Source organism: Citrobacter amalonaticus (assembly GCF_037053465.1).
Lineage (GTDB): Bacteria > Pseudomonadota > Gammaproteobacteria > Enterobacterales > Enterobacteriaceae > Citrobacter_A > Citrobacter_A amalonaticus_H.
The window spans coordinates 475,492-498,401 of sequence record NZ_JBALIF010000002.1 but is presented as its reverse complement, the minus strand read 5'-3'; the positions used below and the strand labels follow the sequence as shown (position 1 = coordinate 498,401).

The following is a 22,910-nucleotide window of genomic DNA, read 5'->3' as shown; positions in this document are numbered from 1 at the left end:
CAGGTCACCGCTCTCAACAAACAGATAGCGGACCTGACGGCCACGCAGACGGCGAATGCGAAAGCGCTGGCGGCAAAAGATGAACAGCTGAAAACGCTGAGCGGTGCGAAAGAGGGTGACGGCAAGGCGCTGGCGCAACTGAAGCAGTCGCTCGGCGACAGCCAGCAGCAGGTCACCGCTCTCAACAAACAGATAGCGGACCTGACGGCCACGCAGACGGCGAATGCGAAAGCGCTGGCGGCAAAAGATGAACAGCTGAAAACGCTGAGCGGTGAGAAAGAGGGTGACGGCAAGGCGCTGGCGCAACTGAAACAGTCACTCAGTGAAAGCCAGCAGCAGGCCGACGCCTTCAATAAGCAGAAGGACGAACTGGAGAAAAAATGGCGCGAAGCGGTGGAAAAACTGAATGTTCAGGATAAACAGCTTGCTGACCTGCGTAACGTAAAACCTGCAATAAGCACTGCTGCTCCGAAAAACAAAGAGGAAATCAGAGCCTATGCAATGGGTACGCTATGGGGGCAGGAAGTGGTTAGCGCGATGACCAGGGTAAACGACGACGGTGTGGTGCTTAATTTACAACAGGTCAGCAGTGGCGTAGTCGATTCAATCAACAACAGTTTTAAACTGCCGAAAGAGAAAATCATCGCTGAACTCGATACGATTAACAAAGAGGTTCTGAACCACAATCGCGCCAGGACGACATCGATGGAAACTGAAGGGAAAAAGTACATCAATACCTTCAGCAAGCAGCCTGGCGTGAAGCGTTCCGCAATGGGTTATTACTATCAAATCATTGATAAAGGCGAAGGCAAGCTAAAAAGTGACGATGTGGTTGGCATTGTTGTGAAAGAGAGTCTGACCAATGGCAAAGTCATCACTGATATGGCCAAAAATGGTAAGGGCCTCGCATTACCGCTAAATAACTTCCCGCCTCTGTTTTCTTCTGCGCTTGCGTTAATGGGGAATGGAGGAAAAATGAAACTGGTCGTACCGCCTGAGTTAGCTTACGGAAGCCAGGGGAGGCCGCCTGAAATTCCACCGTCATCCACAATGGTGTATGAGGTATTCATTGCTGATGTAAGACCCGCTAAGGGGTAAATTTTCCCTGCCTGAAGAGCGCTGATTAAAGAATCAGGGCTTTTTCTGGCAGGGGGAGACACTAAAAGCATCGCACCTGAAGGCGTATTGTCAGGCTGCCACAGTGATATTTTGGCCCGCAAAGCTGACCGTTTGTCCGGCAACGATTTTGCAGCGTTTGCGGGTTTCCACAACGCCATCCACTTTCACCTGTCCTTCTGCGATAACCATTTTCGCCTGGGCACCGCTTTCACTCCAGCCTTCCAGTTTTAGCAAATCACAGAGTTCAACGTAGGGATGCTTGCCTAAAGAAAATGTCGCCATATTATTTGTCCTGAGGATCGTGATATTCAACGCACGCCTGCAGCGTGTTTTCGATAAGGGTGGCGACCGTCATAGGGCCGACGCCGCCCGGCACGGGGGTAATGTATGAAGCGCGTGCGGCAGCGTCTTCAAACACCACGTCGCCGACCACTTTGCCATTTTCCAGACGGTTAATACCGACATCAACCACGATGGCCCCTTCTTTGATCCATTCCCCCGGAATAAAGCCGGGTTTACCGACGGCAACGACCAGAAGATCGGCGTGCTCAACGTGATGACGCAGATTTTTTGTGAAGCGATGGGTGACAGTGGTGGTACAACCGGCCAGCAGCAGTTCCATACTCATCGGACGGCCCACAATGTTGGAGGCGCCAATAACCACCGCATTAAGACCATAGAGGTCGATGTTGTAACGCTCAAGCAGGGTGACAATTCCGCGCGGCGTGCAGGGACGCAGACGAGGCGCGCGTTGACACAGGCGACCTACGTTATAGGGATGGAAACCATCCACGTCTTTATCGGGATCGATGCGTTCCAGCACTTTGACGTTATCAATGCCTGCCGGAAGCGGCAGTTGCACCAGAATACCGTCAATGGTGTTATCCGCATTGAGCGTATCAATCAGCTCCAGCAGTTCCGCCTCGCTGGTGGTTTCCGGCAGGTCATACGAGCGGGAGACGAATCCCACCTCGTCGCAGGCTTTGCGTTTGCTTGCCACATAAATCTGCGAAGCAGGGTTGCTGCCCACCAGGACAACAGCCAGGCCCGGGGCACGAAGTCCGGCGGCAACACGCGCCTGAACTTTTTGAGCAACCTCAGAGCGCACCTGCTGCGCAATCGTTTTACCGTCAATAATCTTTGCTGCCATCAGAGAGAGGATTCCATCTGTTACTTCACGTCAAAGGGGATGCGCTATTTTGTCAGAAGTGGAGGCGGTTGTCAGTTTCCGCATACAGTCAGCGGTATTTTAGCGGCGGATCCGTCGCGGATTGCTTGTCTCGAAAGATGCGGTGCTCACAACTCAAGCAGTTGAGAGGAAAGCCATTGACCACCCGGGTTGTGAACGTATAATACCGAGCAGTTTTGTGTCAGCCCCGCATTGTTTTTCAATGCTCCCTTAGCTCAGCTGGATAGAGCAACGGCCTTCTAAGCCGTCGGTCACAGGTTCGAATCCTGTAGGGGGCGCCATTATAAATCAAAGATTTAACCATTTCCGCCAGCCTCCATATTTCCCGCATGGGACATATTTGGGACATCATCGTTAAAAATCGAGTCAATTTGCTTCGCATGTTCGGTCAGGTGATTAGGCGCGAGGTGGGCATACCGACGCACCATTTCTATCGACTCCCAGCCACCCATCTCCTGAAGAACAGACAAACGGTACACCTGACTGAATCAGCCAGCTCGCCCATGTATGTCGCAGGTCGTGGAACCGGAAATCTTCAATCCCCGCTCGCTTGCATGCCGATTTCCATGCACGATCATCATCGACTCTCATTTTCCTGACTACAGGAGTGACAGAACCATCAGGCCGTCTTCCCGCTTTTGTGTGTACGAACACAAATTTATGATGATTGCCTATTTGGTCACGCAGGACCTTACATGCGGTATCATTCAGCGCTACGCCAATAGCCCTGTTTGATTTGCTGTCTTCCGGGTTAACCCATGCATGCTACCCGTCGCTGCATGTCTATCTGATGCCACTCCAGATTGATGATGTTCGATCACCGCAAACCAGTTGCCAGCGCAAACTTGACGACAGACTTTAACGGCTCGGGACATTCATCAATCAGTCTTTTTGCTTCATCCTTCTCCAGCCATCTCACTCGTTTATTGCGCACTGTCGGTATCTTGATGACAGGCGCTTTCTCCAGCCATTTCCAGTCGCGTTCTGCCGCTCTCAGAATGGCTTTCATCAGTGCGAGATGTTTGGCTTTGGTAGAGGTTGTGACAGGCTTAGCGATATACTCCGGTTCTGGATTTCCTTTCTTCCTGGCTGCTGCCACCTTTGCCTTCCATATCTCCAGATGACTCCGGTTATGCATCCTGCTGACTGCTGAGTAAATCCTTGCCTCAGTAATATCCTTCAGTCTTACTCCTTCAAATTGCTCAAGCCAGAATCCCATCCGGCCTTTATCTGTATCGAGCGACTTCTTATCTGATTTCTCTTCAATCCAGCGTAAACACGCTTCCTCAAAAGTCACATCAGGAAAGTCACCGAGTCTGTCTACTCGCCAGAGTTCGGCTTTTCGCTTGTCGTGCAACTCCTGCGCTTGCCGTTTGTCCGCTTTGCCAAGAGATTCCTTAATTCGCTTCCCGCCCGGGAGCGAGTACGAGGCGTACCATATTTCACCTCTGCGGAAGATGGACATTTTCGATCCTCTTTATATGCATCACCCGCACTCACTTCCACAGTATGCAGCGGAGACTGAAGCGCCGCAATGCAGGCTTGTCGAGTGGTGAGGTAGCGCCTTAAGAAATCCATCACGCATGAACGACGAGGCGTGGGGAAGGGTTGCAGAAGGTATGAATCGCCTGGCAGACCTAGGCGTCTGGGTTGTTGATGCATGTCGCCTTTCGGTTGAGGAAATCAGGGCAATAGCAGAACGACTCAAGCAGGAAAATCCGCACCTCTCTCTCATCATGGCTGACTATCTCGGACTCATTCAGAAGCCTAAAGCAGAACGAAACGACTTGGCTATTGCTCACATATCCGGAAGCCTTAAGGCAATGGCGAAAGAGCTTAAAACCCCCGTCATATCACTCAGCCAGCTATCTCGTGAAGTCGAGAAACGACCTAACAAACGACCAACCAACGCAGACCTGCGCGACTCAGGAAGTATCGAACAGGATGCAGACTCAATCATCATGCTGTATCGCGAAGCTGTGTATGACGAAAACAGCTAGGCTGCACCATACGCAGAAATCATTGTGACGAAAAACCGCTTTGGCTCACTGGGTACTGTTTATCAGCGATTCAATAATGGTCACTTTGTCTCATGCGATCAGGACGAAGCGAAAGGTACTGACAATATCCTTCTTGCAACGTTCTTCAGCGTCGACCAGGGCGGCTTCCTTGCCACTAACAGGCCATCTGGATTGCAATCTGCTCTTGGCGGAGCGGCTGCAGGCACTGCAATTATGCCAGGCTGGGGAACAGCAATCGGCGCGGGTGTTGGCGCTTTAGCATCTTTATTTTGATGGGGGTTTAACGTGGCTACATGGCAACAAGGAAATGCAGGTGGATTGCTTGCCGGTCTTGGCGCGTCTAACGTTAATGCACCTCAGGCAAGTGATGCTAATACCGCGCTAGCATACATTCGCCAGAATAATGAAGACCAGCGTTCAGGGCGCAATAATGTAGGTCTGTCCGGTATATAACGGACAGATTGCCAGGTTCGTAACTGTGCAAGGCCATTCGATGGCTGTTTATGATGCGTATGGATCACAGCAGTTCTATTTTCCTAATGTGCTGAAGTATGATCCTGATCAGTTTAGTTTGAAACTATCCATGCCTGATGGGGCAGGTGAAATTGGATATCAATATAGAAATAACGTTACATCTTCTTACCGAAGAGTAAACGATAAGCTTGATGAGCATATCAGTGTTCTGGATTTTCATAGAAATGCTGATGGTGGGTTAATCCTTCCTGCACCGAATGTTGATAGTAGACCGTCCTTTGAGCGAGCACTTGTATACATTGAATCAATAGGCGGTGGCACTATTTATGTACCGGATGGAAAATACTATTTAAATTCATACAGTGAAATAGGGACCATTGGCACTGTCTTTAATGCAATATTGCCGCTATGCGATAATGTGAAAATTTTATTGGATACAGCGGCAGAAATCGTAGTTGGTACATTTTTTGATGACAAGCCATTCCAATTTTTTTAGGTTCTTCGCCTTTGAAACCAAACCTTGTCGATGCTGTAAATAATGTTGTCATAGAAGGTGGTACAATTAGCTTTAGTGGTGATAGAAGCATTATGAGAACAGCACCACTAAACAGATTGGCATTGCAGACAGGAAATATAAATAATCTTCGCATATCAAATGTTACCTTTCGTGATGGTGATTTAACAAACGCTTTAGCGATAGGATACCAAAGTCTAGGAAAATATGCAGTTGTTGAGAATTGCAACTTTATTGATCTTATTCAGAACGGGATGAATAACGATCATAGTAGCATCTACCTTAATGCGTCCTACTCTACAATAAATAATTGCAACTTTATTTCCACGAAAGATAAGGGAAGGAAGATCGCTTGTGCTGTTGAGTTACATAAATCTTTCAATAGTTGGATTGGTGGTAATGTTGATGGTTATACACGTGGTGCATTTATCAACGCTATTGATACCGAATCATCTCTTGTAGAAAACACTAGCATTGAATCAGTTACAGCTAGAATACTACACCAATTTGTAGCGTACTCATTCGGTTCTAATGGTGTTATAAGAAATAGTCTTGTTTCAGGAAATAATGTAACAACTCTTGCGAGAAGCTCATCCGATACAGATCCTTCAGAATTTGGACCTTGTAGTCTCTGCGGCTGTGTATCATATGGTAGTTTTACAAATGCAGAAGGCCTAAATATCGTAGTTGAAAATAATACATACATTGTTGATGAATCAGTGCAAGGTTCAAATAGTTGCGTATTTTATGCAATCGCAAATGTTTCAGGTATTACTGTTCGTAGAAACACTGTTGGAGCGAGAACTTTTTTCTACAATCCAACTCCATCGCTAACTTTTTACAATTGCCATTTTTATGAAAACAGATTTGAGGGATCATATGTACAGAGCGGTTCAGCAAGATTTTTATATGATCTTAACTGCAAGCAGATTTCTCAAAGCACTTTCGAAGCATTTGTTTCAATAAAAACAACTGTACTGACAGGTGTTATGAGGATTGATCCTGCGATCATTGGCATTCAAAATCGTTTCGTAGTTATGCCACAAAATACAGATAATATTGAATACTCATTCATCACAAATCTGTCAGGTTTGCTCGGGCAGGATGGAACAACTTACTCATATCCGCAGAAATGCAATGTTAACATTGGGTGTGGTTCTACACCTGTGTTGTCGGTGACAAGTCCGGCAATAAGCACTGTGGACAGAGGGCAGATTTTGAACAACTCAAGTCTGCCATCCGGTTATGTCCCTCCGTCGTCATTAATGAAGTACGGTTCTACGCTTGCAGGAGCTGGTGTCACAGCATCAGGAACGCCAGCCGGTGATTATTCTGATGTGAGGATTCTACTGATAAGAGAACGTTAGATAGGTCTTGCGCAGGGACGAGCAAATCATTCGGTATTGATGTTATGGATAAGGTTACGTGAAAAATGTTATGATTACTGGATAGATCGGATTGTCACAACAAGGATACAAGGATAACAAATGCATAAAAATAATTGCTTTGATTTAATGCGGTTATTTTCAGCGGTGATGGTTGTTGTTTTTCATCATAATGCATTCATGGGGCAACATATAACAGACCCCACTGATTATTTTGCACCTCTAGAATCAATATGGGTTCAGATATTTATTTCTTTATCTGGATTTCTTGTTACTCAAAGCTGGATAAATACAAGTAAATTCATTCCATTTATGTGGAAGCGTGTTAAAAGATTATTTCCAGCACTTGTATTTTGTGCTTTTATAATAAATTATGTTATCGCTCCATTTATTCAAAATAATGTTATTGAATATCTCTTTTCCATGGATACGCTTAAAAACTTTGTGTGGATGAGCTTACTTCATGGTAGTCATGTGCCTGGGTTGTGGGATCATTTTGGATGGTCACAGTGGTCAAACCCGCCTCTATGGACACTGGCTTATGAATTTTCTCTATACATCATTCTTGGGGTTGTTATTGGAATTGCAAGGACGTGGAAAACACCCATGATAGGGCTTTGTGTGTGTCTGGCGACACTAATTATTTACCCGCAAGAATCTGAAAATATAGTTTTTTATGGTGTACAGGCTGCGATGTTAGCGAAGTTAGGAGTGTGCTTCTTTGTTGGCTCTCTGTTAAACATGACTATGCCTTCATGGAACAACAATACTACAAAAATCATAATTTTATTTTTCTCTGTGTTAATGATGATAACCTTTAGAAATACTCCAGAAATAAATATTATTGGTCGGCTTGCTATAGCATTTATATCTGTAATTATTGGTGTTAGTTTTAGTGCTGGTATTTTTAAAAAAATACCAGATATTTCTTATGGTATTTACATATGGTCATGGCCTATGCAGGCAATTATAGTAAGTCAAATCAAATTGCCTTTTTACTTAAGCTTGTTACTAACGCTATTGATAGTTTCTTTGATTGCTCTCTTTTCTAGTAAATTCATAGAAGCGCCATTCCTGAAAAGAAAACGGGTTAAAAACTAAGACGTAAGCAGTTAGATTTTTAAAGTCATGGTTACGGCAGCTTCACCACCTTACCCGCGGAGCGCTTTATAGCGCTCCATCCGGCGGTAGGGTGATTCCATGTGGCATGTATGAGGGGAAAATAGCGCAAAACAACTCAAAACTGGTGAATTGGATATTCGTCTTGCGCTAATTATTTTATTTTTTTGAGGAAAAAACGGTACACACAAAGCTTTGCATCGGTTTGCAAGGCTTTGTATGTTTTTCGAAGATGGGACGTGTGAGCGCAGTGGTGATGGGGTAAGTTGCTGTTATCTTAGATAGTCCTAGGAACTTCTAAGCCGTCGGTCACAGGTTCGAATCCTGTAGGGGGCGCCATCCTTTTTGTCTCTCGCGTTGACGTGGTCGTCCCCAGCCCGTAAAGCGTCGCGGCTCTTCACTGTCCGTTCTGCATCACCACCCGGACAGGAAATCAGCGTTAATGCCCGCGTTGTTATCAGCAAAAGGGGGGGCTCTTTACCTTTGGACCGGGTTCTCTTTTGGCAAACTCAACGTAAAGCGGGTGGCCTGTGTATCAGAGGTTACGGATACCGTCCCATGATGTGCAGTGACAATGGATTTCACAATAGCAAGGCCAATTCCACTGCCTTCACCTTTACGCTGGCGTGACGGATCTACGCGATAAAAACGATCGAATAATCGTGGCAGGTGTTCCGCGGGAACAGGCTTCCCGGGGTTTTCAACCATGATCTGTACCTGCGTCTCCGTTTCCTCTAGCTGAACGGTAATAGTTTTACCGGGCGGGGTATAACGCATGGCATTGGACAACAAGTTACTCATCGCCCGGCGTAGCATGCCGGGGTCGCCGGAAATCCAACACGGGCTGCCCCCAACGTGCAATCCAACGTCCCGCTCTTCCGCCAGCGCTTCAAAAAAGTCGAACACTTTGCTCACTTCTTCCGCCAGATTAAGTGCTCTTTTCTCGGGGATCAGTTGGTTATTGTCGGCCTGCGCGAGGAACAGCATATCGCTAACCATCTTCGCCATATGCGCAAACTCTTCCAGATTAGAATAGAGTACCTCTTCCAGCTCCTGCTGCGTCCGGGGTTGGCTGAGGACAATTTCGGTTTGCGTCACCAGATTGGTAATGGGGGTGCGGATCTCATGAGCAATATCGGCGGAAAAATTCGACTGGCGCGTAAAAACATCCTCGATACGTTCAATCATGTGATTAAACGAGAGCACCAGACGTTCCAGTTCAATGGGAACGGATTTCGGATCCAGGCGCACATCAAGGTCTTTAGAGGTGATATTTTGAATCTGTCGACTGACGCTGCGGATCGGCGCATGTCCTTTGTAAACCGCAAACAGGACGATGAAAACGATCAGCATACTGATGATCGACGCGGTCATGATCAGCTTGTTTTTCAGGTCGTTAATGTAATGCAGATGGAAATCGATCGACAGCGCCATATACAGCGTATACGTCGGTTTACCGTCGGTCAGTGGTCCCACCGGCAGGCGGATCAGACGCCAACTGGAATGCGAGCCATGTCCGGGCATCTGCATCGCGGGGCCATTAATTAAGTAGACGTTGCCCCCCGGCACGGTTTTGTCCGGGGTGGCGCTGGCGAGAAACTGCCTGATGTCGGGGGCATTGGGCGAGTGAAAAATAGCCTGTTGATTGCCATCTTCCAGTGAAATGATAATGTTAGAGTAACCAGCCACCACGTTTTTCAGGATCTCCAGACGGCGGGATTCCGGCTCGTCAGAGTCACTCAGGATACGTTCAAGGGTTGCGCTTATCTCTGTTAAATCGTTAATGTCCTGTTCGGCGAAATGCACGTTGACGGACTGGATCATTATCCAGGCGAAGGCAAAAAAGGAGGCAATGGTTGCGAGGCTGATGAAAAAAGTCAGGCGCGTCGCCAGTGAAAAAGGGCGTTGTAAACGCTTACTGACCATCCGGCACCTCAAGCACGTATCCCACACCCCGCACGGTCTGAATCAGTTTCGGTTCAAAGTCGTTATCCATTTTTCCGCGCAGACGTTTTACCGCTACGTCAATGGCGTTGGTGTCGCTGTCAAAATTCATGTCCCACACCTGAGAAGCTATCAGTGAACGCGGTAACACTTCGCCCTGATGGCGCAGGAAAAATTCCAGCAGGGTAAATTCTTTGCTGGTGAGCGTAATGCGCGTTCCGCCGCGACTTACTTTGCGGCTCACCAGATCGACCATCAAATCTGCGACCTGAAACTGGCTTTCAACCATCACCGCCGCCCCCCGGCGCAAAAGGGTTCGGACGCGCGCCAACAGCTCGGCAAAAGCAAACGGTTTAACCAGATAATCATCCGCGCCTGACTCCAGTCCCTTCACCCGGTGTTCAATGGTTCCCAACGCCGTCAGCAGCAGAATCGGCATGCCTTTGTTGGCGGTGCGCAGCATTCGGACGATATCCCAGCCATTCACGTCGGGCAGCATGATGTCAAGGATGAGCAGGTCATAATCCCCTGTCATCGCCAGGTGATAACCGTTCAGACCATTGTCGGCCAGATCGACAACAAAGCCTGCCTCCGTCAATCCTTTGGTCAGGTATTCACCGGTTTTTTTCTCATCTTCGACAATCAGTATTTTCACCACGTTCTCCTTCACCACGCGAATGTCATGGGGCCACTCAATTCTAGAGAAGCCCGATCGGATAGCAAACGCATTCCGGGAAAATGACAGCTTTGTCATTTTGCTGTCACCGCCTGAACAGAGAGCGCCCGCTAAAGTGGCAGGCATCTACTCATACGAAACTCAGGCTTATGCGTAATTTTAAGCTCCTCTCGCTCTCTATGGCGTTGCTGCTGGCAGGGTGTTCACTCGCCCCCGACTATCAGCGCCCGGCGCTGCCGGTGCCACAACAGTTTTCGCTTAGCCAGAATCAACTGGTGACGTCACCGGCAGGGTATCAGGACAGCGGCTGGCAGAACTTTTTCGTCGATCCGCAGGTGAAAATCCTGATAGGCGAAGCGCTACGCAACAACCGTGATTTACGTATGGCAACCCTGAAAATGCAGGAGGCGAGGGCGCAGTATCGGGTAAACGATGCGGATCGCTACCCGCAACTGAACGCGGAAAGCAGCGGCAACTGGAGTGGCAAACTCAAAGACGACACCCGCAGCACGCGTGAATATGAAGCCGGTCTCAATCTCAGCCTGGACCTGGATTTCTTTGGTCGATTGAAAAACATGAGCGAGGCGGAGCGACAGAACTTTTTCGCCAGTGAGGAAGCCCGCCGGGCAGTCCATATTCTGCTGGTGGCTAATGTGGCGAAGAGTTATTTCAACCAGCGTCTGGCCTTCGCGCAATTGCAGGTGGCTGAAGAGACGCTTAGTAACTACGAGCGTTCTTATGCGCTGGTGGAAAAGCAACTGATGACCGGGAGCACGAATGTGCTGGCGCTGGAACAGGCGCGTGGGGTGATCGAAAGTACCCGCAGCGATATCGCGAAGCGCCAGGGTGAGCTGGCGCAGGCGAAAAACGCCCTGCAACTGTTGCTGGGCAGTTATGAAAAGCAGTCAGACGATACGTTACAGAGCGTCGGCGATCTCAGGGCCGTGAAACTCCCAGCCTCGCTCTCGTCGCAAATCCTGTTGCAGCGCCCGGATATTATGGAGGCAGAACACGCGCTGATGGCAGCCAATGCCAATATCGGCGCGGCGCGGGCGGCTTTTTTTCCGTCAATCACTCTGACCAGCGGGATCGCCGCCAGCAGCAGCGATCTCACAAACCTGTTTAGCGCCAGCAGCGGCATGTGGAACTTCATTCCGAAGGTGGAATTGCCGATTTTCAACGCCGGGCGTAATCAGGCCAATCTGGATCTGGCCGAAATTCGCCAGCAGCAGTCGGTGGTCAATTACGAACAAAAGATCCAGAACGCCTTCAAAGAGGTTGCTGATGCGCTGGCGTTGCGCCAGAGTCTGGCCGATCAAATCAGCGGGCAGCAGCGTTATCTGGCCTCGCTACAAATCACCCTTCAGCGTGCCAGAGCGCTCTATCGCCATGGCGCAATAAGTTACATCGAAGTGCTCGACGCAGAGCGCTCTCTTTTTGCCACGCAGCAAACTCTGCTGGATCTGAATTACGCCCAACAGGTTAACGAAATTACGCTCTACACCGCCCTGGGCGGCGGTTGGCTGCAATAAACCTAATGACATAACAGGAGAAGAAAGATGAACACAGTAGTAAAAGCCGTTGTCCTGGCCGTTTTCTCAATGCTGACCATTAACGCGCAGGCCAGTGAACAGCACCATGGCGACATGACGGGTGCTATGCCTGCGGCTGAACAGAGCCCGGTTGTCAGCGCAACCGGCGTGGTAAAAGGCATTGATACAGAAAACCACAAAGTCACCATCGAACATGGTCCCATCCCGGCGCTGAACTGGCCAGCCATGACCATGCGTTTTACCTTCACCCCGCAAACGCAGCTCAACGATATTAAGCCGGGCGATAACGTGGCATTTACGTTTATTCAGCAGGGGAATCTCTCTTTATTACAGGACATTAAAAGCCAGTAATTTCTTTCCTTTTTAACGTTGAGCATGACTTCATGAAAAATATCGCGCTGATAATCGCCAGCATGATAGTGGGCGGCATGATTGCTGTGGGAGGCTATACCTGGTTTGCCTCTGCAAGTTCGTCAGCAAATACGCCAACTGCCGGGGAAAAAGAAGCCCGTAAAGTGCTGTTCTGGTACGACCCAATGTACCCCAATACCCGCTTCGACAAGCCCGGCAAATCGCCCTTTATGGATATGGATCTGGTGGCGAAATACGCCGATGAAGAGTCTGCCAGCGCTGCGGCGCCAGGGGTGCGAATCGATCCGACGCAAACGCAAAACCTCGGTGTGAAAACTGAGGCCGTGCGCCGTGGTCCTCTTACCTTTGCCCAGACGTTCCCGGCGAATGTCAGTTACAACGACTATCAGTTTGTGATTATGCAGGCGCGGGCAGCCGGATTTATCGACAAAGTCTGGCCGTTGACCGTGGGCGATAAAGTCAAAAAAGGCGCGCCGCTGCTTGAGCTGACGATCCCTGACTGGGTGGAAGCGCAGAGTGAATATCTGTTGCTGAAAGAGACCGGCGGGACAGCGACGCAGATTGACGGGATCCTTGAACGTCTGCGGCTTGCCGGAATGCCGGAAGCGGATATTCGTCGGTTGACCGCCACGCGTAAAATCCAGACCCGTTTTACGCTCACCGCGCCCATTGACGGCGTGATCACTGCGTTTGATTTACGGGCCGGAATGAACATCGCCAAAGACAATGTGGTGGCCAAAATTCAGGGGATAAATCCGGTATGGGTGACGGCCGCGGTGCCGGAATCCATCGCCTGGCTGATTAAAGATTCCTCGACGTTTTCGCTGACTGTCCCGGCGCGTCCCGATAAATCCCTCGTTGTGCGCAACTGGACGCTGTTACCCAGTGCAGATGCCACCACCCGCACGCTGCAACTGCGTCTGGCTGTGGATAATCCTGACGAAGCGCTCAAACCGGGAATGAACGCCATCCTCAACCTGAAAACGGAAAGTGAGCCGATGCTGCTCATTCCTTCCAGAGCGTTAATTGATACCGGCAGTGAGCAGCGGGTGATCGCGGTGGACGCTGAAGGGCGTTTTGTGCCGAAGGTGGTCTCCGTCTTCCAGGCTTCTCAGGGCGTAACGGCTATCCGTTCTGGTCTTGATGAAGGTGAACGCGTGGTTGCCAGTGGGCTGTTCCTGATTGATTCGGAAGCCAACATTTCCGGCGCGTTGGAAAGGATGCGTGCGCTCCCGTCGCCTGCATCGTCTACACACGCGAACCAGGCGCACTGAGGAGACCGCAGATGATTGAATGGATTATCCGCCGCTCGGTCGCCAACCGTTTTCTGGTGATCATCGGCGCGCTTTTTCTGAGCGTCTGGGGAACCTGGACCATCGTTAACACTCCGGTGGACGCGTTGCCCGATCTCTCGGACGTGCAGGTGATCATCAAAGCCCAGTATCCGGGACAAGCGCCGCAAATCGTCGAAAATCAGGTGACCTATCCGCTGACCACCACCATGCTCTCAGTACCCGGGGCGAAAACGGTGCGCGGTTTTTCGCAGTTTGGCGACGCGTATGTCTACGTTATTTTTGAAGATGGCACTGACCCTTACTGGGCGCGTTCGCGCGTGCTGGAATATCTCAATCAGGTACAGGGGAAACTTCCTGCGGGCGTCAGTGCGGAAATAGGGCCGGATGCCACCGGCGTGGGCTGGATTTTCGAGTATGCGCTGGTTGACCGCAGCGGAAAGCATGATTTATCAGAGCTGCGTTCATTACAGGACTGGTTTCTCAAGTATGAACTAAAAACGATCCCCAACGTGTCGGAAGTGGCCTCGGTGGGCGGTGTAGTGAAAGAGTATCAGGTGGTTGTCGACCCGATGAAACTCGCTCAGTACGGCATCACTCTGTCCGAGGTGAAAGCTGCGCTGGATGCGTCTAACCAGGAGGCGGGCGGTTCGTCAGTGGAACTGTCTGAAGCGGAATATATGGTGCGCGCCAGCGGTTATCTGCAAACGCTGGATGACTTTAATTCCGTCGTCCTGAAGTCAGGGGAAAACGGCGTACCGGTCTATCTGCGCGATGTCGCCAGAGTACAAACTGGACCGGAAATGCGGCGTGGGATAGCTGAACTGAACGGAGAAGGCGAGGTGGCGGGCGGGGTGGTCATTTTGCGTTCCGGTAAAAATGCGCGTGAGGTGATTTCGGCGGTCAAAACGAAGCTGGATGGGCTTAAAAGCAGCCTGCCGGAAGGGGTGGAAATCGTGACCACTTATGACCGCAGCCAGTTAATTGATCGTGCCATCGACAATCTCAGCTATAAGCTGCTGGAAGAATTCATTGTCGTGGCATTGGTCTGCGCGCTGTTTCTGTGGCATGTCCGTTCCGCACTGGTTGCGATTATCTCGCTCCCCCTCGGGCTCTGTATCGCCTTTATCGTGATGCACTTTCAGGGGCTGAACGCCAATATTATGTCGCTGGGGGGGATCGCTATCGCGGTAGGAGCAATGGTGGATGCCGCCATTGTGATGATCGAAAATGCGCATAAGCGGCTGGAAGAGTGGGAACACCGGCATCCGGGCGAAAAGCCCGATAACGAAACGCGTTGGAAAGTGATCACTGACGCGTCGGTTGAGGTCGGCCCGGCGCTGTTCATCAGCTTACTGATCATCACGCTCTCCTTTATTCCGATCTTTACTCTCGAAGGCCAGGAAGGGCGATTATTTGGACCGCTGGCGTTTACCAAGACCTGGGCGATGGCGGGCGCGGCGTTTCTGGCGATCGTGGTGATCCCCATCCTGATGGGATTGTGGATCCGCGGTAAAATTCCGGCGGAAAATAGCAACCCGTTAAACCGCTGGTTGATCCGTATTTATCACCCTCTGTTGTTGAAAGTGCTGCACTGGCCGAAAACCACGCTGCTGGTGGCGGTACTGTCGATTCTGACGGTTATCTGGCCGCTGAATAAAGTCGGGGGAGAGTTTTTACCGCAGATTAACGAGGGCGATCTGCTGTATATGCCTTCGACGCTGCCGGGCATTTCGGCTGCGGAAGCCGCGAGTATGCTACAGAAAACCGATAAGCTCATCATGACCGTACCGGAAGTCGCCCGCGTATTTGGTAAGACCGGGAAAGCGGATACCGCGACGGATTCCGCGCCGCTGGAGATGGTGGAAACCACCATTCAGCTCAAGCCGGAGGATCAGTGGCGTCCGGGCATGACGATGGAGAAAATCATCGAGGAGCTGGACAAAACCGTGCGTCTGCCGGGGCTGGCAAATCTCTGGGTGCCGCCAATTCGTAACCGTATTGACATGCTCTCTACCGGTATTAAAAGTCCGATTGGCATTAAGGTGTCGGGTAATGTGCTGGCTGACATTGACGCGATAGCCAAACAGGTAGAGGAGGTCGCCAGAACCGTACCCGGTGTGACCTCCGCGCTGGCGGAGCGTCTGCAAGGCGGGCGCTATCTCAACATCGACATCAACCGCGAAAAAGCGGCCCGTTATGGTATGACGGTCGGCGATGTGCAGCTCTTTATTACGTCTGCGGTCGGCGGGGCGATGATTGGAGAAACCGTTGAAGGCATCGCCCGTTATCCTGTTAATTTGCGCTATCCGCAACACTATCGTGATAGCCCGCAGGCACTGCGGCAGTTACCTGTCCTCACACCGATGAAGCAGCAGATTACTCTGGGGGATGTGGCGGAAGTCACTATCGCGCCGGGGCCATCAATGCTCAAAACGGAAAACGCGCGTCCCACCAGTTGGATCTACATTGATGTGCGTGACAGGGATATGGTTTCCGTCGTCAATGACCTGAAAAAAGCGATTGCGGATAAGGTCCGGTTAACGCCCGGCACCAGCGTGGCTTTCTCCGGTCAGTTTGAACTGCTGGAGTGGGCGAACCATAAGCTTAAGCTGATGGTGCCAATGACGCTGATGATTATCTTTATCCTGTTGTATCTGGCATTTCGCCGCGTCGGGGAGGCGCTGTTAATCATTACCAGCGTGCCTTTTGCGCTGGTGGGCGGGATCTGGTTCCTCTATGGAATGGGGTTTCATCTGTCGGTGGCGACAGGGACCGGATTTATCGCACTGGCAGGTGTCGCCGCAGAGTTTGGTGTGGTGATGCTGATGTATTTACGTCATGCGATTGAAGCGGATCCGTCGCTGGATAATCCGCAGACCTTTCGCGCAGAAAAACTGGACGAGGCGCTGTATCACGGTGCGGTATTGCGGGTTCGACCCAAGGCGATGACCGTGGCGGTGATCGTTGCGGGTCTTTTACCCATACTGTGGGGCACTGGGGCCGGTTCAGAAGTAATGAGCCGGATTGCAGCGCCGATGATTGGCGGTATGATTACTGCGCCGCTGCTGTCGCTGTTTATTATTCCCGCGGCCTATAAATTAATGTGGCTGCACCGGCATCGTCATCATTCACGTTAATAGCTGAGATTATCCGGTCAGATAGCATCGTATCGGCCGGATAATAACCATGTGCAGATCACGTCATCATTTTCTGGCGTCATCGCCGTTTTCGCCTCTGTTACCCCGCAAGTAGATCCTGTTCAACGTGCTGGACCTGCGTTTCCAGCGTATCGCGGAGCGCTGACAGGGCGCGCTCTTGTTCACAGAAGTAGGCTTCTTTATCGCGGACTGAGGTTGCCAGACGCCAGGCGTTTTCTGTTTCCAGTTCCGCAATCTCTTTTAGCAATGCGTCTATCTGGAGCCGCAACTGTTGGATTTTTTGTTGCAGACGCGCCAGATCGTTCAGCCTGTCGCTGGCCATCATGGGTTCCAGGCCGCTTTGTAACTGCGTCAGCAAGGCGCGGATGGTCGCCAGATCGGCGTTTTGTCTCGCCAGATTGAGCTGTACCATCATCTGGTGCGCTTTCTCTTTGAGTTCATCGGCGACAACATCCGGGTGACACAAGCGGCTGGCCTGGCGCCACAGCCGCTTAAGCTCATTGCGCTCGTCCGTTGAGAGGCGCTGATCGCGGGCAAAACGCTGTCGGGCATCCTGCTGCTGTTCCTGATACTCCTCATATTCATGCGCAGCTTCTTCCTGCGCCTGACGCGTGTCGCTGTCATCCTGACGGGAAAAATCCGCTTCCAGTTCGCGAATTTCCGCGAGCAAATCGGTGATCAGTTCCGTCTGTTGCTGAATGCGCTGGCGTATGTCGACCGCCGCCCGGGAGGTGGAATCCATACCCATCCACTGCTGTTTGAGCTGGGCCAGGCGGTCAATGGCAAGCGAAATGTATTGCTGACAGGAGAGGTAATCTTTCTCGCGGCGTTTACGCTCCGCCTCTTGCCTGCGCTGGGCGCTGGCAGCAAGCTGTTTACGCAGTTCAAGAATGCGGCTCATCAATGGCCCGAGACGCAGATGATACTGGTCGTTGAACTCATCCAGAATCTGGATGCGGGTGTTACGGGTGTCGATCAGTTCACGTAGCTGATTTTCCAGTGCCTTTAATTCCAGCTTACTGGCGGCAATCGCCGGGTCCTGCCAGCCTGTTATCGCACGCTGATTCTGGAGCCAGGCGGCAATTTCACGCATCGCATCGCTGAACCGGCGCGATGCAATAGCCTGCACAATGGCCTCTATAGCGGGATCGCCAGATTCTCGTTTCAGATGCACAAGCTGCTGTTGGATGATCTCCTCATCCTCAAGTTCGATGGCGCTTTTGACGATTTCGAGTCGTTTAATGATTTTATTCATGACACCCGTTACCTGGCGTGACCGACATGTGAATGACGCGATTTAGGTTAAGTCATTCGTTTGAAAAACATGGAAAAAATGCAAATTTCATTCTGTGGTCTGCGGTGCCTGTTCGTCCAGAATAATTCGCAGAAATTATCGATTTCTGGTCATTTTTGTGGGCTCTTCGTCCTTCCGGTCCGGGTCAGTGATGCGCCTCCACATCGGCTCCTTTAACTTGCTACCGCCAGCATGAAGTGTTAAAACGTGCCCCTTCTAAAAAAGAGACAGGGGTAGGACGTGAGAGACGCGTCATCCGCTTCGGGCAAGGGTCGCCCGGAAGCCTCGTCGGAACAGAATCCGACGCTGCAACGTGGTTTGCAAAACAGACATATTCAGTTAATTGCTCTTGGCGGCGCGATCGGCACCGGGCTCTTTCTGGGGATCGGGCCAGCCATTCAGATGGCGGGCCCGGCGGTACTGCTGGGATACGGTATCGCGGGGATTATCGCCTTTCTGATCATGCGCCAGCTCGGTGAGATGGTCGTTGAAGAGCCGGTATCAGGCTCATTCGCTCACTTTGCTTATAAATACTGGGGCCCGTTTGCCGGCTTCCTGTCTGGCTGGAACTACTGGGTGATGTTCGTGCTGGTCGGAATGGCAGAGTTGACGGCTGCCGGTATCTACATGCAGTACTGGCTGCCGGATGTTCCAACCTGGGCCTGGGCCGCCGCCTTCTTTATTATCATTAACGCCGTGAATCTGGTGAACGTTCGTCTGTATGGCGAAACCGAGTTCTGGTTTGCGCTGATTAAAGTGCTGGCGATCATTGGCATGATTGGCTTTGGTCTGTGGCTGCTGTTCTCGGGTCACGGCGGCGAACGCGCAACTATCGACAACCTGTGGCAGTACGGCGGTTTTCTGGCGACGGGCTGGAAGGGGCTGATTCTGTCTCTGGCGGTGATTATGTTCTCTTTCGGCGGGCTGGAGCTGATTGGCATTACCGCCGCCGAAGCGCGCGATCCGCACAAAAGCATCCCGAAAGCGGTCAACCAGGTGGTGTACCGAATTTTACTGTTTTATATCGGTTCGCTGGTGGTTTTGCTGGCCTTGTATCCGTGGGTTGAGGTGAAATCTGACAGCAGTCCATTCGTGATGATTTTCCACGATCTCAACAGTAATGTGGTGGCTTCGGCGCTGAATTTTGTCATTCTTGTGGCATCACTCTCGGTTTATAACAGCGGCGTCTATTCCAACAGCCGGATGTTGTTTGGCCTCTCTGTGCAGGGGAATGCGCCGACGTTTCTGACCCGTGTCAGTCGTCGCGGTGTACCGGTGAATTCACTGCTGCTCTCAGGCGCTATCACTTCGCTGGTGGTGCTGATCAACTATCTGCTGCCGAAAGAGGCTTTTGGTCTGCTGATGGCGCTGGTGGTGGCGACGCTGCTGCTGAACTGGATTATGATCTGCCTTGCACATCTGCGTTTTCGCGCGGCGATGCGTCGCAAAGGGCGCGACACACAGTTTAAAGCGCTGTTGTACCCGGCAGGGAACTACCTTTGTATTGCCTTTCTGGCGATGATTCTGGTGCTGATGTGTACTATCGACGATATGCGTTTGTCAGCTCTGCTGCTGCCGGTGTGGGTCATCTTTCTGTTTGCGGCGTTTAAGCTTTCCCGTAAGTCGTAACCTGATTTGCCCGGTCGCGAGCGCTGACCGGGCAACCGTGCTTACCCTGTAACGGCGTTATTTCGTGAAGACGCCCGCCAGCGAGCGAATATCATTGCCGGTTGGCGACTGATGAATACGTAAACCGAACTCTTCCACCACCGCAAAAATATGGTCGAAAATATCAGCCTGAATACTTTCATATTCCAGCCAGACAACGGTATTGGTAAACGCGTAAATCTCAATCGGTAAACCATGATCGTCCGGGGCAAGCTGGCGCACCATGAGCGTCATATCTTTACGAATTCGCGGGTGATTACGCAAATATTCGTTCAGATAAGCTCGGAACGTCCCGATATTGGTCATTCGCCGGTGATTTAATACCGATTCAGGCGCATCCAGTTGTTTATTCCATTCATCGATTTCCTGATGACGCGTATCCAGATAGGGTTTCAGCAGGTGTGCTTTATACAGCCGCTGTTTTTCGTCGTCATCGAGAAAATGAATGCTGGTGGCATCCACACTGATGCTACGTTTAATTCGTCGACCGCCCGACGCTGACATACCGCTCCAGTTTTTAAAGGAGTCGGAGACCAGCGACCAGGTAGGAATTGTGGTGATGGTATTATCCCAGTTGCGGACTTTAACCGTCGTCAGGCCAATATCAATGACTGCGCCGTCTGCGCCATATTTCGGCATCTCCAGCCAGTCGCCCAACTTAAGCATGTCGTTAGCGGAAAGCTGAATACCGGCGACCAGTCCGAGAATAGGGTCTTTAAAGACTAACATCAGCACTGCGGCCATCGCCCCCAGACCGCTTATCAGAATAGCAGGAGATTGACCAATCAACAGCGAGATCATCAAAATGCCGACCAGAATCGCGCCAATCAGCTTAATGCCCTGAAATATCCCTTTGAGCGGGAGTTGGGAAGCCGCAGGTATTTTTTGTGACAGGTTTAAAATGACGTCCAGTAAAGAGAAAAGCGACAAAAGGGCATACATCATGATCCACAACTGCGCGCAGGTGGTCAGAATTTCCGCCGCTTCACTGCCTTTTTGCAACCACAGCGCTGCCTGAATATTGACGATAATCCCCTGAAGGGTAAACGCCAGGCGGTGGAATAATTTATTCTGGGTAATGATTTGCAGCCACAGGCGGGAACTGGCGGTGGCGCGCTTTTCAAATGTGCGCAGTACAATCCAGTGCAGAATAATATGCACAATGACGGCGGTGAGAAAAATAATACCGAAAATCATCACCAGCGACGTGGTGTGATTCATCTCAATACCCGCTAACTCTTCGACCTGGGTAATTAATTCCTGCATAACCTCTCCTTTATAAAACAGCGGTCAATGATGACCGCTGAGGGAAAATTATGCAAATTGCGGGGTAATTACACTTCGGTGAGCGTGGTTTCCAGCGGCAGGCGAGATTTTGGCAGAGACGCGTTGAAATCTTCCACGCTGTGATGCCCAACCGGAACCACCACTACGCTGGTAAAGCCTTTTTCTTTCAGACCAAATTCGGCATCCAGAATGGCGGCGTCGAAACCTTCGATAGGCACCGCGTCCAGGCCCATCGCGCCTACGCCTAACAGGAAGTTACCGACGTTCAGATAGACCTGCTTTGCCATCCAGTGCGCGTCATCTTTCAAATCCTTACGGTGCATGTCGGCAAAGAAAGTCCGGCCTTTGTGGTTGGCGGCTTTCGCCTCCGCATTGGCAAAACGCCCATCAGCTTCTTCCTGATCGACCACGCGTTCAAGCCATGCGTCATCCATTGCTGTTTTGGCGCAGAACACCACCACATGCGAGGCATCAAGCATTTTGCGCTCGTTGAAGACGTAGTTACCGGCGGCGGATTTTGCGACACGCGCTTTGCCTTGTGCGGTGCTGGCGACAATAAAGTGCCACGGCTGAGAGTTGGTGCTGGACGGGCTGTATTGCAGCAGCGTTTTGATTTTTTCAGCTTCTTCAGCGGTCAGTTTTTTATTTGGGTCGAATGCCTTAGTCGAGTGACGTTTTAAGGCAACTGAAACGATATCCATAACTACTCCCGATTGGTTTTGATATTCGCAGGGTACAAGGTTCTCTGGACGATGATAAGCGTAAAAAGACGAAAACAGTTATCGTCATTCACGACTAATCAAACGGGGCGGATCCGTTTCTGATCGCGTTTGGGCAGGCCATCGACCACTAAATGCCAGGACTCGTTCACCAGTTCTTCCAGCAACGACTCGTTGATGTCATCGCCGGGGGCGACGGAAATCCAGTGCTTTTTGTTCATGTGATAGCCGGGGGTGATGCTGGGATAAATCTGCTGATTTAACAGCGATTTTTCAGGATTTGCCTTCAGGTTGATCACCGTGCGGCGGTTCAGTTCAGTGACAATCATAAAGATCTTGCCGCCGACTTTGAAAACGTCGTACTCCGGGCCAAACGGCCAGCAGTGTTCGGTAAACGGAAACGCCAGCGCCAGGCGCTGTGCGCAATTGCGCAGCGTTTGTTGGTCCATCAGATTTCCTCGCGGGTGAGGGCGCGCCACATGGCTTCAAAGCCCAGAGAGATAAATTCACTGGCACGCTCCGGTTCGCGGGTGGCAAATTCCATTGTCGTTTCCGCCAGCGTCAGAAACAGTGCGTCGCCGAAAGCACGATATTCATCGGACATAAAGACCGGCAGCACTGAACGGTGGCAAAGATCGCGCAGTTCCGGAAACAGATCGTCGGCTTTTTGTTCCGTTTCTTTAGTGATTTTTTCGCTGACCGCTAACTGGCGAATGGCGCGGTGACCCTGGGTGTTGTTGATTCCCCAGTAAATGTAGCTGCTCCAGATGTAGAAAGTCAGCGCTTTGGCGTCAGTGACCGAACGATCGAGCCTGGCAATCATCGACTGGCAAAGATTCTGTTTGAGATAAAGGTAAAGTTCGTTGATTAACTCGTCTTTCGTCGCGAAATAGCGAAATAAAGTTCCTTCGGCGACACCTGCATTGCGGGCAATCACTGCGGTGGAGGCCGCGATCCCGGATTGCGCGATTGCCGTGGTGGCGGCTTCCAGTAATGCCTGTTTTTTGTCTTCACTCTTCGGACGAGCCACTACACTTTACCCTTAAGTTTGTCTAAAAATGTGATTGAAACACGGCCCTTGCAGCGCCGCAACGGTGAATGTCAAAGATTGAAAATCATCTTG

17 protein-coding genes, 1 tRNA gene and 4 pseudogenes are annotated in these 22,910 nt (G+C 50.9%); 12 read left to right on the top strand and 10 right to left on the bottom strand.

Features of this window, described 5'->3' with window-relative positions; all coding sequences use genetic code 11:
* Nucleotides 1-1,098, top strand: a 1,098-nt coding sequence (locus WB371_RS05190) for an FKBP-type peptidyl-prolyl cis-trans isomerase (RefSeq protein ID WP_336219021.1), incomplete at its 5' end; no start/stop codon positions are given.
* Between the two features lie 90 nt (nucleotides 1,099-1,188).
* Here WB371_RS05190 and ybcJ read toward each other — a convergent pair.
* Nucleotides 1,189-1,401 carry a ribosome-associated protein YbcJ gene (gene ybcJ, locus WB371_RS05185; RefSeq protein ID WP_336219020.1) on the bottom strand — a complete coding sequence of 71 codons (213 nt, stop codon included), beginning with the start codon at nucleotides 1,399-1,401 and terminating at the stop codon, nucleotides 1,189-1,191.
* A gap of 1 nt (nucleotide 1,402) precedes the next feature.
* On the bottom strand, nucleotides 1,403-2,269 hold the full coding sequence (folD, locus tag WB371_RS05180) for a bifunctional methylenetetrahydrofolate dehydrogenase/methenyltetrahydrofolate cyclohydrolase FolD (RefSeq protein WP_336219019.1): 867 nt from the start codon (nucleotides 2,267-2,269) through the stop codon (nucleotides 1,403-1,405).
* A 243-nt stretch (nucleotides 2,270-2,512) separates the two neighbouring features.
* On the opposite strand from folD, the gene WB371_RS05175 reads away from it, so the two are divergent.
* A tRNA-Arg gene (locus WB371_RS05175) sits at nucleotides 2,513-2,589 on the top strand.
* Between the two features lie 15 nt (nucleotides 2,590-2,604).
* Here the strand turns inward: WB371_RS05175 and WB371_RS05170 are convergent.
* A pseudogene (locus WB371_RS05170) lies at nucleotides 2,605-3,773 on the bottom strand (tyrosine-type recombinase/integrase).
* A 94-nt stretch (nucleotides 3,774-3,867) separates the two neighbouring features.
* Here WB371_RS05170 and WB371_RS05165 point away from each other — a divergent pair.
* From WB371_RS05165 to WB371_RS05145, 5 genes and pseudogenes are all read left to right on the top strand, one after another.
* Nucleotides 3,868-4,602: pseudogene (locus tag WB371_RS05165) on the top strand (tail needle knob protein); the annotation flags it as partial.
* Between the two features lie 12 nt (nucleotides 4,603-4,614).
* Nucleotides 4,615-4,779: pseudogene (locus tag WB371_RS05160) on the top strand (phage DNA ejection protein); the annotation flags it as partial.
* Nucleotides 4,772-4,931 (top strand): annotated as a pseudogene (locus tag WB371_RS05155) (phage tailspike protein); the annotation flags it as partial. The pseudogenes WB371_RS05160 and WB371_RS05155, both read left to right, overlap by 8 nt.
* A gap of 379 nt (nucleotides 4,932-5,310) precedes the next feature.
* Entirely contained in the window at nucleotides 5,311-6,684 is a 1,374-nt protein-coding gene (locus WB371_RS05150; protein ID WP_336219018.1) for a hypothetical protein, read from the top strand.
* A 120-nt stretch (nucleotides 6,685-6,804) separates the two neighbouring features.
* Nucleotides 6,805-7,803, top strand: coding sequence for an acyltransferase (locus tag WB371_RS05145; protein ID WP_336219017.1), 999 nt, complete (start codon nucleotides 6,805-6,807; stop codon nucleotides 7,801-7,803).
* A 495-nt stretch (nucleotides 7,804-8,298) separates the two neighbouring features.
* Here the strand turns inward: WB371_RS05145 and WB371_RS05140 are convergent, their stop codons facing one another.
* Together WB371_RS05140 and cusR are read right to left on the bottom strand one after the other, a co-directional pair.
* Nucleotides 8,299-9,747: a Cu(+)/Ag(+) sensor histidine kinase gene (locus WB371_RS05140; protein WP_336219016.1), complete on the bottom strand. Its 1,449-nt coding sequence runs from the start codon at nucleotides 9,745-9,747 to the stop codon at nucleotides 8,299-8,301.
* Nucleotides 9,737-10,420, bottom strand: a complete 684-nt coding sequence (gene cusR, locus WB371_RS05135; RefSeq protein WP_336219099.1) for a copper response regulator transcription factor CusR — start codon at nucleotides 10,418-10,420, stop codon at nucleotides 9,737-9,739. The genes WB371_RS05140 and cusR overlap by 11 nt, the downstream gene beginning before the upstream one ends.
* 170 nt (nucleotides 10,421-10,590) lie before the next feature.
* On the opposite strand from cusR, the gene WB371_RS05130 reads away from it, so the two are divergent.
* From WB371_RS05130 to WB371_RS05115, 4 genes are read left to right on the top strand one after another with little or no spacing between them, the layout of a single operon-like run.
* Nucleotides 10,591-11,973, top strand: a complete 1,383-nt coding sequence (locus tag WB371_RS05130) for a Cu(I)/Ag(I) efflux RND transporter outer membrane protein (protein ID WP_336219015.1) — start codon at nucleotides 10,591-10,593, stop codon at nucleotides 11,971-11,973.
* 27 nt (nucleotides 11,974-12,000) lie between these two features.
* On the top strand, nucleotides 12,001-12,345 hold the full coding sequence (gene cusF, locus WB371_RS05125) for a cation efflux system protein CusF (protein WP_336219014.1): 345 nt from the start codon (nucleotides 12,001-12,003) through the stop codon (nucleotides 12,343-12,345).
* 32 nt (nucleotides 12,346-12,377) lie between these two features.
* The gene (locus tag WB371_RS05120) at nucleotides 12,378-13,640 is read left to right on the top strand and encodes an efflux RND transporter periplasmic adaptor subunit (protein WP_336219013.1); all 1,263 of its coding nucleotides are present in this window, start codon (nucleotides 12,378-12,380) and stop codon (nucleotides 13,638-13,640) included.
* An 11-nt stretch (nucleotides 13,641-13,651) separates the two neighbouring features.
* Entirely contained in the window at nucleotides 13,652-16,798 is a 3,147-nt protein-coding gene (locus tag WB371_RS05115) for a CusA/CzcA family heavy metal efflux RND transporter (RefSeq protein WP_336219012.1), read from the top strand.
* Nucleotides 16,799-16,898: 100 nt separating this feature from the next.
* Here WB371_RS05115 and WB371_RS05110 read toward each other — a convergent pair whose 3' ends face one another.
* Nucleotides 16,899-18,074, bottom strand: coding sequence for a DnaJ family molecular chaperone (locus WB371_RS05110; protein WP_336219011.1), 1,176 nt, complete (start codon nucleotides 18,072-18,074; stop codon nucleotides 16,899-16,901).
* Nucleotides 18,075-18,353: 279 nt separating this feature from the next.
* Between WB371_RS05110 and pheP the strand changes: the two genes are divergently transcribed.
* Nucleotides 18,354-19,742, top strand: coding sequence for a phenylalanine transporter (gene pheP / locus WB371_RS05105; protein WP_336219010.1), 1,389 nt, complete (start codon nucleotides 18,354-18,356; stop codon nucleotides 19,740-19,742).
* Nucleotides 19,743-19,799: 57 nt separating this feature from the next.
* On the opposite strand, the gene WB371_RS05100 is transcribed toward pheP, so the two are convergent.
* From WB371_RS05100 to WB371_RS05085, 4 genes are all read right to left on the bottom strand, one after another.
* A complete protein-coding gene (locus WB371_RS05100; protein WP_336219009.1) occupies nucleotides 19,800-21,047 on the bottom strand; it encodes a mechanosensitive ion channel family protein in 1,248 nt (415 codons plus the stop codon).
* Nucleotides 21,048-21,115: 68 nt separating this feature from the next.
* On the bottom strand, nucleotides 21,116-21,769 hold the full coding sequence (gene nfsB, locus WB371_RS05095) for an oxygen-insensitive NAD(P)H nitroreductase (protein ID WP_336219008.1): 654 nt from the start codon (nucleotides 21,767-21,769) through the stop codon (nucleotides 21,116-21,118).
* A gap of 98 nt (nucleotides 21,770-21,867) precedes the next feature.
* Nucleotides 21,868-22,236, bottom strand: coding sequence for an MmcQ/YjbR family DNA-binding protein (locus tag WB371_RS05090; RefSeq protein ID WP_336219007.1), 369 nt, complete (start codon nucleotides 22,234-22,236; stop codon nucleotides 21,868-21,870).
* Nucleotides 22,236-22,817: a TetR/AcrR family transcriptional regulator gene (locus tag WB371_RS05085; protein WP_336219006.1), complete on the bottom strand. Its 582-nt coding sequence runs from the start codon at nucleotides 22,815-22,817 to the stop codon at nucleotides 22,236-22,238. The genes WB371_RS05090 and WB371_RS05085 overlap by 1 nt, the downstream gene beginning before the upstream one ends.
* Between the last annotated feature and the right edge of the window lie 93 nt (nucleotides 22,818-22,910).

Excerpts from the sequence above, each read along its gene's own strand:
- ybcJ (WP_336219020.1), bottom strand. The coding sequence starts at position 1,401 with ATGGCGACATTTTCTTTAGGCAAGCATCCCTACGTTGAACTCTGTGAT.
- folD (WP_336219019.1), bottom strand. The coding sequence starts at position 2,269 with ATGGCAGCAAAGATTATTGACGGTAAAACGATTGCGCAGCAGGTGCGC.
- WB371_RS05145 (WP_336219017.1), top strand. The coding sequence starts at position 6,805 with ATGCATAAAAATAATTGCTTTGATTTAATGCGGTTATTTTCAGCGGTG.
- WB371_RS05140 (WP_336219016.1), bottom strand. The coding sequence starts at position 9,747 with ATGGTCAGTAAGCGTTTACAACGCCCTTTTTCACTGGCGACGCGCCTG.
- WB371_RS05130 (WP_336219015.1), top strand. The coding sequence starts at position 10,591 with ATGCGTAATTTTAAGCTCCTCTCGCTCTCTATGGCGTTGCTGCTGGCA.
- cusF (WP_336219014.1), top strand. The coding sequence starts at position 12,001 with ATGAACACAGTAGTAAAAGCCGTTGTCCTGGCCGTTTTCTCAATGCTG.
- WB371_RS05120 (WP_336219013.1), top strand. The coding sequence starts at position 12,378 with ATGAAAAATATCGCGCTGATAATCGCCAGCATGATAGTGGGCGGCATG.
- WB371_RS05115 (WP_336219012.1), top strand. The coding sequence starts at position 13,652 with ATGATTGAATGGATTATCCGCCGCTCGGTCGCCAACCGTTTTCTGGTG.
- WB371_RS05110 (WP_336219011.1), bottom strand. The coding sequence starts at position 18,074 with ATGAATAAAATCATTAAACGACTCGAAATCGTCAAAAGCGCCATCGAA.
- WB371_RS05100 (WP_336219009.1), bottom strand. The coding sequence starts at position 21,047 with ATGCAGGAATTAATTACCCAGGTCGAAGAGTTAGCGGGTATTGAGATG.
- nfsB (WP_336219008.1), bottom strand. The coding sequence starts at position 21,769 with ATGGATATCGTTTCAGTTGCCTTAAAACGTCACTCGACTAAGGCATTC.
- WB371_RS05090 (WP_336219007.1), bottom strand. The coding sequence starts at position 22,236 with ATGGACCAACAAACGCTGCGCAATTGCGCACAGCGCCTGGCGCTGGCG.